Raw genomic sequence first — 8,570 nt, 5'->3', positions numbered from 1 at the left:
TCTGTCGGCTTCTGTGGTGATTCCGACCCCCCTTTCTGGCTTGGGCCCGCGGCCCCGCCGCGGGGCGGGGTCGCGGCGCGCCCGCGCGGCCGCGCGGCCGCGTCGCTACGTGGCCGCTTCGCTACGTGGCCGCTTCACGAAGGCGGGACCGGCCCCCGGTCAGCTCGCGGCGGGTGCCGGGGTGGTGGCCGGGGCGGCCGGAGTGGTGGCGCCGGCGGTGGGGGCGGCGGAGTCGGTCGCACCGGCCGCGGGAGTGGTGGCGGGGGCGCTCGGCGTACCGGTCGCCCCGGGGGCCGGGGTCGTGCCCGCACCGGCGGGCGCCGGGGAGCCGCTCGCACCGGTGCCGGCGCCACTGGTCGGGGCGGCGGCCGGCGCGGTGGCGGGGGACGGCTTGCAGCCCGCCTGCTTGGCCATCGCGGCACCGAGGTCGCCGCGCTGCAGCTTGCTCTGCGCCTGGGTGGAGAGCGAGGCCAGCTGCTGCACCTGGTCGGCGACGCTGCGCAGCCCGTCGGCGAACTTCGCCTGGTCGTCGTTGGGCAGCGCGTCCAGCTTCTTCTGGACCTCCTGGTACCCGTCGGCCGCCTTCTTCAGCTCGTCGACGGTGTCCTTCTGCAGGGCCGCCCCGTCCTGAACCTTGGGCGCGCCGGCGCCGTCGACGGCGGAGGCGATGTCCTGGTTGGTCTTGGCCAGCCGCCCGATGTCGGTGGAGAGCCGCTTCTGCAGGTCGGCCGGCGCCTCACCGGTCTTCACCTGGCCGGTGTCGGCGAGCGCGGTCTGGGCCTGGGCGATCGGGTCCTTGGCCGCGCCGCAGACGTTCGACGCCCAGGACTCCAGCTGCTTGCTGTTGTCGTCGCCGCCGCCGCAGCCGACGGCGCCGAACGCCAGCAGCACGCCGAGAGCGGGTACGGCCAGCAGTCGCTTGTTCACCGGGAGAAGCCTTTCGGTTTCGGTCGTCATCGGTCGTCGAACCTACACGGCCGGTTCCCACCCCCCGGTTCCCGGTTCCCGCTTCGCGGCTCCCGCGGCGGACGTCCGCCCGGGGCGGTCCGCGGTTCGTCCCGGGGCCGCCGCGGTCCGCTCCCGGGCCTGCGCCGCTTCGTCCGGACCCGCGCCCGGCCGCGGTTCAGGCCCGTTCGACCCGGATCGGATCGCCCGGCCGGACGGTGCGCAGCACCGCCGCGTCCCCGTCCAGCGCGCCCAGGACGGTGCAGGGCGAGGCCGGCCGACTCTCGCCGGCGCGCGAGATCGGCGTCGGACCGTACGGCAGCGCGAGGTTTTCCCGTCCGCCCAGAAGGCGACCGCGCCCGGCTCCACGACCTGTCGGGCGCCGTCCTCCCGCGGCACGCTGACGGGCGTGCCGAAGTAGGCCTCCTCGCCCCAGGTACTCGCCGACGAGCTGATCGGCAGCTCGGCCAGGAGTGCCTCGGTGGTGGGGGTCGCCGTCAGGTGGCGGTCACCTGACCGGCCGGCCACAGGATGCGAATCCGCATGGAGTTCCTCTTCCGCGACGAGATCCGATCAGCGATCGGACCCGGTCGTGCCGGAAGCAGCGAACCGCCATGCTCAACAGTTTGTCAACGCATGCCCGGGGAGCGGACCCCGCCGGGCGCGGGAAGCGGCCTCAGACCGCGACGGAGGCGACCGAAACCGGCCAGCTCATCCGGATCAGGCCACCGTCCGTGCCGTTGGTGACCTCCAGGTCCTCGACCAGGCCGGTGATCACGGCGAGGCCCAGGGTGTCGTCGTCCGGCTCACCGCCCTCGGCGGCGCCGGAGGCCGGGACGACGACCGGGCCGGCCTCGTCCTCGACCTCGATGAGGAAACGCTTCTCCTGGTCGGTCAGCGCGACCCTGACCGTGCCGCCGATGCCGCCCCGCTGGTGCAGGCCGACCGCGCGGGAACACGCCTCACCGACCGCGAGCCGTACCTCGTCGAGCACCGACTCGTCGACCCCGGCCCGTCTGGCGACGGCCGCGGCGACCAGCCTGGCCGTCCGCACGTGCTCGGGAAGCGCGCTGAATCGAAGTTCGACGGTTGCCATCTCTCCCCCTCGGGTGCTCCGACCGGGGCCGGTGATACGGCCCCTGCGGGCCGGCTGAACCGGCCCAGAGGCGGCCGGGACGCACCGGGCCGCACGGGCCCGGACACCCCGGACGCGAGGTGAACGGGACGGGCCGGCCACGAGGGCCGGCCCGGCCGCGTCAGTCGGTCGCGTTGACCGCGTCGTCCACCGAGGTGTGGATCGGGAAGACCTTGGTCAAGCCGGTGATGCGGAAGATCTTCAGGATGCGCTCCTGGTTGCAGACGAGGCGCAGCGAACCCTCGTGGGCACGCACCCGCTTCAGACCACCCACCAGCACACCCAGGCCGGTCGAGTCGAGGAAGTCCACGCCTTCCATGTCGACGACGAGGTGGTACTTGCCGTCGTTGACGAGCTCGACCAGCTGCTCCCGCAGCTTCGGGGCGGTGTACACATCGATCTCGCCGCCAACCTCGACGACCGTGCGATCGCCGACTGAACGGGTCGACAGGGACAGGTCCACGGAACCTCCAGCACCTTGCCTTGCTACGTCATGTGCGATCCTCGGCCGGACGGCCGCCACCGCATGGTCGCGAGCCCGGGCGCGCCCAGCCAACGCGTGGCAAGCCTCAGCGCTGCGACCCACGGCCGTACGGCCGTCACGGCCACATTCAACCACCTGCGACCATGCCCGCACGATGGCTTACGACGATTCTCCGTCACGCCGGTGACACACTGGGTCCCCATGCCGCCCCGACACAGCCCGCCCGAGGCACTGCTCACGACCCTGACCGACGGCCGGGGGCGGTCCGACCGGCTCACCCATACGGAGCACCTTCCCGCCCGACCTGCACGTTATTCACCCTGGCCCGAGTCGATCCGTCCGGAGATCGTGGCCTCGGCACTCGCAGTCGGGGTGGAGCGGCCCTGGGTGCACCAGGCAGAAGCGATGAACCTGGCGAAAAGCGGTCAAACTGTGGTGATCGCCACAGGCACCGCCTCGGGCAAGTCGCTGGGCTACCTGGCCCCGGTGCTCAGCGACCTGCTGGACGGCACCGAGGCCCGCAACGGCCGCGGCGCCACCGCGCTCTACCTGGCGCCCACCAAGGCCCTCGCCGCCGACCAGCGCCGCCGGGCCACCGAACTCGCCCCGCCCAGGGTCCGCGCCGCCCTGTACGACGGCGACACCCCGCCCGAGGAACGCGAGTGGGTCCGCCAGTACGCCTCCTACGTGCTCACCAACCCGGACATGCTGCACCGCGGCATCCTGCCCGGCCACGCCCGCTGGTCCTCCTTCCTCAAGGCGCTGCGCTACGTGGTCGTCGACGAGTGCCACAGCTACCGGGGCGTGTTCGGCTCGCACGTCGCCCAGGTGCTGCGCCGGCTGCGCCGCGTGTGCGCCCGCTACGGATCGTCACCCACCTTCCTGCTGGCCTCCGCCACCACCGCCGACCCGGCCGCGACCGCCGAGCGCCTCACCGGACTCCCCTCGGTGGCCGTCACCGAGGACGCCTCGCCACGCGGGCCGATGGTCTTCGGACTCTGGGAACCGCCGCTGACCGAGAACGTCGGCGAGCACGGCGCCCCCGTCCGCCGCACCGCCACCGCCGAAGCGGCGCACCTGCTCACCGACCTGGTCGAACGGGAGACCCGCACCGTCGTCTTCGTCCGCTCCCGCCGCGCGGCCGAACTCGTCGCCCTCCAGACCCAGGACCAGCTCGGCCGACCGCTCGCCGACCGGGTGGCCGCCTACCGCGGCGGCTACCTGGCCGACGAACGCCGGGCCCTGGAACGCGCCCTGCACTCCGGCCGGATTCTCGGCCTCGCCTCCACCTCCGCCCTCGAACTCGGCGTCGACATCTCCGGTCTCGACGCCGTCCTGATGGCCGGCTACCCCGGCACCCGGGCCTCGCTCTGGCAGCAGGCGGGCCGGGCCGGCCGTGAGGCCCAGGGCGCGCTGGCCGTCCTGATCGCCCGGGACGACCCGCTGGACACCTACCTGGTGCACCACCCGGAGGCACTGTTCGAGGCGCCCGTCGAGGCCACCGTGCTCGACCCGGACAACCCGCACGTACTCGCCCCGCACCTCTGCGCGGCCGCCGCCGAACTCCCGCTCACCGACGCCGACCTGGAGCTGTTCGGGCCGTCCACCGCGCCACTGCTGCCGGTCCTGGAACGCCGCGGCCTGCTGCGACGGCGCGGCGACGGCTGGTACTGGACCCGCCGCGAGCGCGCGGCCGACGCCGTCGACCTGCGCGGCAGCGGCGGCAGCCCGGTCCAGATCGTCGAGGCCGACACCGGCCGGCTGCTCGGCACGGTGGACGCCGCGGCCGCGCACACCACCGTCCACACCGGGGCCGTCCACCTCCACCAGGGCCGCACCTACCTGGTCCGGGAACTCGACCTGGAGAACTCGGCCGCCCTGGTCGAACCGGCCGACCCGCCCTACACGACGGCCGCCCGCGACATCACCTCCATCTCCGTCCTCGACACCGACACCACCGTCGACTGGGGCGAGGGCCGGCTCACCTTCGGCTCGGTGGAGGTGGTCAACCAGGTGGTCGGGTACCTCCGGAAGCGGATCTCCACCGGGGAGATCATGGGCGAGACCAAGCTCGACCTGCCGCCCAGGACACTGCGCACCCGCGCGGTCTGGTGGACCGTCACCGAGGACCAACTGCTGGACGCGGACATCCCGCCCGACCTGCTCCCCGGCGCCGCGCACGCCGCCGAGCACGCCTCGATCGGCCTGTTGCCGCTGTTCGCCACCTGCGACCGGTGGGACATCGGCGGTGTCTCCGTCCCGCTGCACCCGGACACCGGGCTGCCGACCGTGTTCGTCTACGACGGCCACCCGGGCGGGGCCGGCTTCGCCGAACGCGGCTTCCGGCGGGCGGTCGAGTGGCTGACGGCCACCCGCTCGGCGATCGCCTCCTGCGAGTGCGAGCGCGGCTGCCCGTCCTGCGTCCAGTCCCCCAAGTGCGGCAACGGGAACGACCCGCTGGACAAGGCGGCCGCCGTCCGGCTCCTGGACGTCCTGCTGGCCGGAGCGCCCGGCAACCCGGCGGCGGAGCCCGGCGCGGAGCCGCCCGGGACGACGGACGCCGAGGCGGACCCGAGCACCGGGACGGACGCGGGCGGTGGGGCAGCGTCGGGGTCATGAGGCCGCCGTCCCGCCCGGGACGTCGCCGAGGCCGTCCTCGGCGACGCTGACCGGAGCCCGTACCGGTCCGGCCCGCGCCCTCGCCCTCGCCGGACCGACCGGCAGGCGCACCGGGAGGCCGACGACCCTCACCTCGGCCACCACCTCGACGGCGTCCCCCGACCGGTCCACCGCGCAGGACACCAGGTCGGCGCCCTGGGCCGCGGCGATCCCGGTGGCCCGGGCACAGCCGCCGTCCGGGTCGAGCAGCAGCCGGTCCGCCGCCGCGAGGGCCGCGAGGTCGGCGGCCGACTCGGCCCGGTGCCGGGCGGCCACCACCGATCCGACCGCGAGGGTCGCGGCGAACACCGCCGTGCCCAGCATCGCCAGGGCCAGTAGCCAGACCGTCGCGGAGCCGGTGTCCGGTCCGTGTCCGCCCGCCGTCGCCCGCCCCGCGCGGGCCCGGACCACCCGCTCCAGCACCGCCCGCGGCCCGGCCGGGACGGCCGACCGGCTCAAGGCTGCCGTCCCGCTCAGGACGGCCACGGGCCGCCACCTCCCTCCGCAGTACCCATCAGCACGTCCTCCCGCGCCGCCACGGCCGCCGCGGTGACCCGCACCGCAAGCAGTCCGCCCAGCCGTCCCGGCGCCGCGCACGGTGCGTCCACGTCCACCCGTACGGTGTCGGCCGTCGGCGTCAGCCGGACCCGCGCACCCGCCGGAGCCGCCGCGCGGGCGAGTTCGACGGCGTCCGCCTCCCCGCGCGCGGCCGCCCTGGCACCGACCCGGGCGGCGTCCACGCAGCGGATCTGCGCGGCCGCCGCGAGCACGCCCCAGATCAGCATCGCGGCCAGCAGGACGAGCGCCGGCAGGGCCACCGCCGTCTCCGCCGTGACGAAGCCGCCGTCGCCGCGCCGCCCCGACCGGGTGCACGCGGGCCCGGGTCGTCTAGGCCGCATGGAGCGCCCGTTGGAGCATGTCGGTCAGCGCGCCGGTGATGGCCTCGCTGGTCACGACCTTGTACAGCCCGGCCGCGAGGGCGCACGCCCCCAGGGTGCCGACCGCGTACTCGGCCGTCGTCATCCCGGCGTCCGACCGGCCCCGGTTCCGGGCCGCCACGCGCACCCGGCGGGCCACCCAGCGCCTCCTCCGCCACCACGCCCCGGGCAACCGCCGGAGCGGGCGCCCGTCGACGGGCCTGATCACGATCACCGCAGTCATGGATCTCTCCTGTCTCGTCGTCTCTCGAATGTCCGAACCATCGACTTCCGGTCACATCGCCCGCGCGAACAGGCTGGTGAGGCCGATCACCACCGGCACCACGCCGATCAGCACGAAGGCTGGCAGGAAGCAGAGCCCCAGCGGAGCGGTGGCGAGCACCGCGGCCCGGCGGACCCTGGCGTGGGCCGCACGGGCGGCGGCCGCCCGCAGGCCGTGGGCCAGCCGGATCAGCGGTCCTGCGGCAGGCGTTCCGCCGAGGCTCGTCCGCACCAGGCAGCGCGCCAGCGGTGCCAGCGACGGGTGCTGTTCGCCGAGCCGGCTCCAGCACAGCTCCGGTGGTGCGCCGAGGGCCAGTTCGGCTCCGATCGCCACCAGGCGGGGACCCATCGGCGCACCCACGCTCCGGCCGACCGCCGACACCGCCTCGGAGGGCAACGCCGCCGAGCCGAGGCAGGCCGCCAGCAGTTCCGCGCTCAGCGGGAGTTGCCTGGTCAGCAGCTCCTCCTCCAGGGCTGCCCGACGGTCCGCCGGCGATCGTGCCCGGGCCGTCCACCGGTGGACGGCCACCGCCGCCAGCGCCCCGGCGACCAATCCGGTGCCGCCGCCGACCAGCAGGGCCACCGCGAGCCCGGCGACCGCCATCGAGACCGCCCGCCGCCGACGCCCGGCGCCCGGGTCCGCCGCCCCGGACGGCCGCCGGGCCTCCGCCCTCCTGCCCGGCCCGGGGAACGCCCGCCGGCACCTCGCCCGGCCGCGTCCCAGCGCCCGCACCGCCACCACCACGGCCGCCGCGAGCGGCAACCCGAGGGCGACCCACAGGGCTCCACGCATCACCCGGCCCCCGCTCCCGCTCCGAGCGTCCGCGCCCGGGGCCTCGTCCGCAGCCGCGACAATCCGCAGCCCCGATCGCCCGCGGCGAGCTCCTGGAGCCCCGGGAGCACCGGCGGCGTGCCGTCAGGCGCCCGACGGGGCCTGCCAGCCCCCCGGGAGGCCTCCAGCGCGCCTCTGGCCGCGGACCGGACGATGCGTGCCGTCCAGAACACGCCCAGCCCCTCCAGGACCGCTCCCGCCGCGAGGCAGCCCAGCCCGGCGGGGGTGTGCAGCAGGACGGCCAGCGGGTGGGCACCGAGCGCGGCGCCGAGGAGCAGTCCGGCACCCGGCAGCGCGGCCAGGACGGCGATCGTCGTCCGCGGCCCGGCCAACTCCCCGGCGATCTCCTCGGCCAACGCCCGCTCCCCGCGCAGCGCCTCCGCGACCCGGTCCAGCGCCGCGGCCAGTCCCGCCCCGCTGTCGGCGGCGACCCGCCAGCAGGCCGCGACGGCCGCCGCCCCGCTCCCGCCCGGCAGTTCGGCCAGCAGGTGGAACGCAGCGGGCACGTCCCCGCCGTAGCGGCCCGCCGCGAGCCGCGCCAGCGGTTCGTCGCCGAGCCTGCGCCGCGCGTCCGGGTCGGCGGCGAGCCGCGTCGTGACCAGGTGCAGCGCCCGTTCCGGCGTCGCCCCACCACGCAACTCCCCGGCCAGTCCGGCGCAGAGCTCCACCACGGCGGCGGCCCGCTGCCGGGCCTCGGCCGCCAGGCACCGCCGCAACCGCCACCGGCGCAGCGGCAGGACGGCCAAGGCCGCCGCGAGCACCGGCACCGGTGAGCCGGTGGCCTGTCCGGCGACCAACCCCAGCGGCAGGGCCAGCAGTTCGGGTGCCAGGGCCTCCGGCAGGCGGAGTCGGGCCCGCGCCACCGGATCCGGTACCGGCCCTCGCTCCGGCCCTCGCCCTGGCCTCGGCACGAGTGGCGCGCTGCCCGCGAGCAGCAGCCTGGAGCGCCGCCCACCCTGCAACTGTTCCTGCAGCGTTCGCCATCCGGCGGCCGCCACCAGGCACAACGCCACCGCCCAGCAGAGCTCGAACTGACCGCGCGCCATCTCTCCGACCTCCGTTGTCATCCGTCACCGGTCCTTCCGCTTCCAGGCCCCGAGCAGCACGAGCGCGCCCGTGGCACACCCGCCGAGCAGCAGGGCGAAGGCGAGTTCCACCGCACGCACCCCCACGCCCACCGTCACGGTGGCCCGCCGGGTCCGGACCCGAGGCGCCCGGGATCGGTGGCCCCGGACCCAGCGGTCCGGGTCCCGGTGGGGTTTGGGTGGGGGGCCCGCGCGAGCGCCCCCCCCCCCCACAACCCCCCCCCCGCGCCCC

At 75.9% G+C, this 8,570-nt stretch carries 9 protein-coding genes and 1 pseudogene; 1 reads left to right on the top strand and 9 read right to left on the bottom strand.

Annotation, left to right across the window (positions count from 1 at the left end):
• Positions 1–159: 159 nt before the first annotated feature.
• The 4 genes and pseudogenes from ACFV0O_RS40310 to bldG form a co-directional block, all read right to left on the bottom strand.
• Complete coding sequence (locus ACFV0O_RS40310) at positions 160–957, bottom strand: hypothetical protein (RefSeq protein WP_380349681.1); 798 nt, start codon at positions 955–957, stop codon at positions 160–162.
• 166 nt (positions 958–1,123) lie between these two features.
• Positions 1,124–1,490: pseudogene (locus tag ACFV0O_RS40305) on the bottom strand (cyclophilin-like fold protein).
• A gap of 131 nt (positions 1,491–1,621) precedes the next feature.
• Positions 1,622–2,041, bottom strand: coding sequence for an ATP-binding protein (locus tag ACFV0O_RS40300; protein WP_360252499.1), 420 nt, complete (start codon positions 2,039–2,041; stop codon positions 1,622–1,624).
• 160 nt (positions 2,042–2,201) lie between these two features.
• The gene (gene bldG, locus ACFV0O_RS40295; protein ID WP_049659132.1) at positions 2,202–2,543 is read right to left on the bottom strand and encodes an anti-sigma factor antagonist BldG; all 342 of its coding nucleotides are present in this window, start codon (positions 2,541–2,543) and stop codon (positions 2,202–2,204) included.
• 222 nt (positions 2,544–2,765) lie between these two features.
• Here bldG and ACFV0O_RS40290 point away from each other — a divergent pair, with 222 nt between their 5' ends.
• A complete protein-coding gene (locus ACFV0O_RS40290) occupies positions 2,766–5,183 on the top strand; it encodes a DEAD/DEAH box helicase (protein ID WP_380349676.1) in 2,418 nt (805 codons plus the stop codon).
• On the opposite strand, the gene ACFV0O_RS40285 is transcribed toward ACFV0O_RS40290, so the two are convergent.
• From ACFV0O_RS40285 to ACFV0O_RS40265, 5 genes are all read right to left on the bottom strand, one after another.
• On the bottom strand, positions 5,178–5,708 hold the full coding sequence (locus tag ACFV0O_RS40285; RefSeq protein WP_380349674.1) for an Rv3654c family TadE-like protein: 531 nt from the start codon (positions 5,706–5,708) through the stop codon (positions 5,178–5,180). The two genes, ACFV0O_RS40290 and ACFV0O_RS40285, sit on opposite strands and share 6 nt — an antisense overlap.
• The gene (locus tag ACFV0O_RS40280) at positions 5,696–6,040 is read right to left on the bottom strand and encodes a TadE family type IV pilus minor pilin (RefSeq protein ID WP_380349672.1); all 345 of its coding nucleotides are present in this window, start codon (positions 6,038–6,040) and stop codon (positions 5,696–5,698) included. The genes ACFV0O_RS40285 and ACFV0O_RS40280 overlap by 13 nt, the downstream gene beginning before the upstream one ends.
• 70 nt (positions 6,041–6,110) lie before the next feature.
• Complete coding sequence (locus ACFV0O_RS40275; protein WP_380349669.1) at positions 6,111–6,383, bottom strand: DUF4244 domain-containing protein; 273 nt, start codon at positions 6,381–6,383, stop codon at positions 6,111–6,113.
• A gap of 51 nt (positions 6,384–6,434) precedes the next feature.
• Positions 6,435–7,214 (bottom strand): type II secretion system F family protein, encoded by a 780-nt coding sequence (locus ACFV0O_RS40270; protein ID WP_380349667.1) that lies wholly within the window; start codon positions 7,212–7,214, stop codon positions 6,435–6,437.
• Positions 7,214–8,320, bottom strand: a complete 1,107-nt coding sequence (locus ACFV0O_RS40265; protein WP_380349664.1) for a type II secretion system F family protein — start codon at positions 8,318–8,320, stop codon at positions 7,214–7,216. The genes ACFV0O_RS40270 and ACFV0O_RS40265 overlap by 1 nt, the downstream gene beginning before the upstream one ends.
• Positions 8,321–8,570: the final 250 nt, after the last annotated feature.

It is taken from the genome of Kitasatospora sp. NPDC059577, assembly GCF_042735475.1.
Taxonomy (GTDB): Bacteria; Actinomycetota; Actinomycetes; order Streptomycetales; family Streptomycetaceae; genus Kitasatospora.
This window is presented reverse-complemented; position numbering and strand designations above follow the sequence as displayed.

What these genes read in the sequence shown, in the direction of transcription:
- ACFV0O_RS40275 (WP_380349669.1), bottom strand. Translation starts at nt 6,383, where the DNA reads ATGACTGCGGTGATCGTGATCAGGCCCGTCGACGGGCGCCCGCTCCGG.
- ACFV0O_RS40270 (WP_380349667.1), bottom strand. Translation starts at nt 7,214, where the DNA reads ATGCGTGGAGCCCTGTGGGTCGCCCTCGGGTTGCCGCTCGCGGCGGCC.
- ACFV0O_RS40300 (WP_360252499.1), bottom strand. Translation starts at nt 2,041, where the DNA reads ATGGCAACCGTCGAACTTCGATTCAGCGCGCTTCCCGAGCACGTGCGG.
- ACFV0O_RS40265 (WP_380349664.1), bottom strand. Translation starts at nt 8,320, where the DNA reads ATGACAACGGAGGTCGGAGAGATGGCGCGCGGTCAGTTCGAGCTCTGC.
- ACFV0O_RS40290 (WP_380349676.1), top strand. Translation starts at nt 2,766, where the DNA reads ATGCCGCCCCGACACAGCCCGCCCGAGGCACTGCTCACGACCCTGACC.
- ACFV0O_RS40310 (WP_380349681.1), bottom strand. Translation starts at nt 957, where the DNA reads ATGACGACCGAAACCGAAAGGCTTCTCCCGGTGAACAAGCGACTGCTG.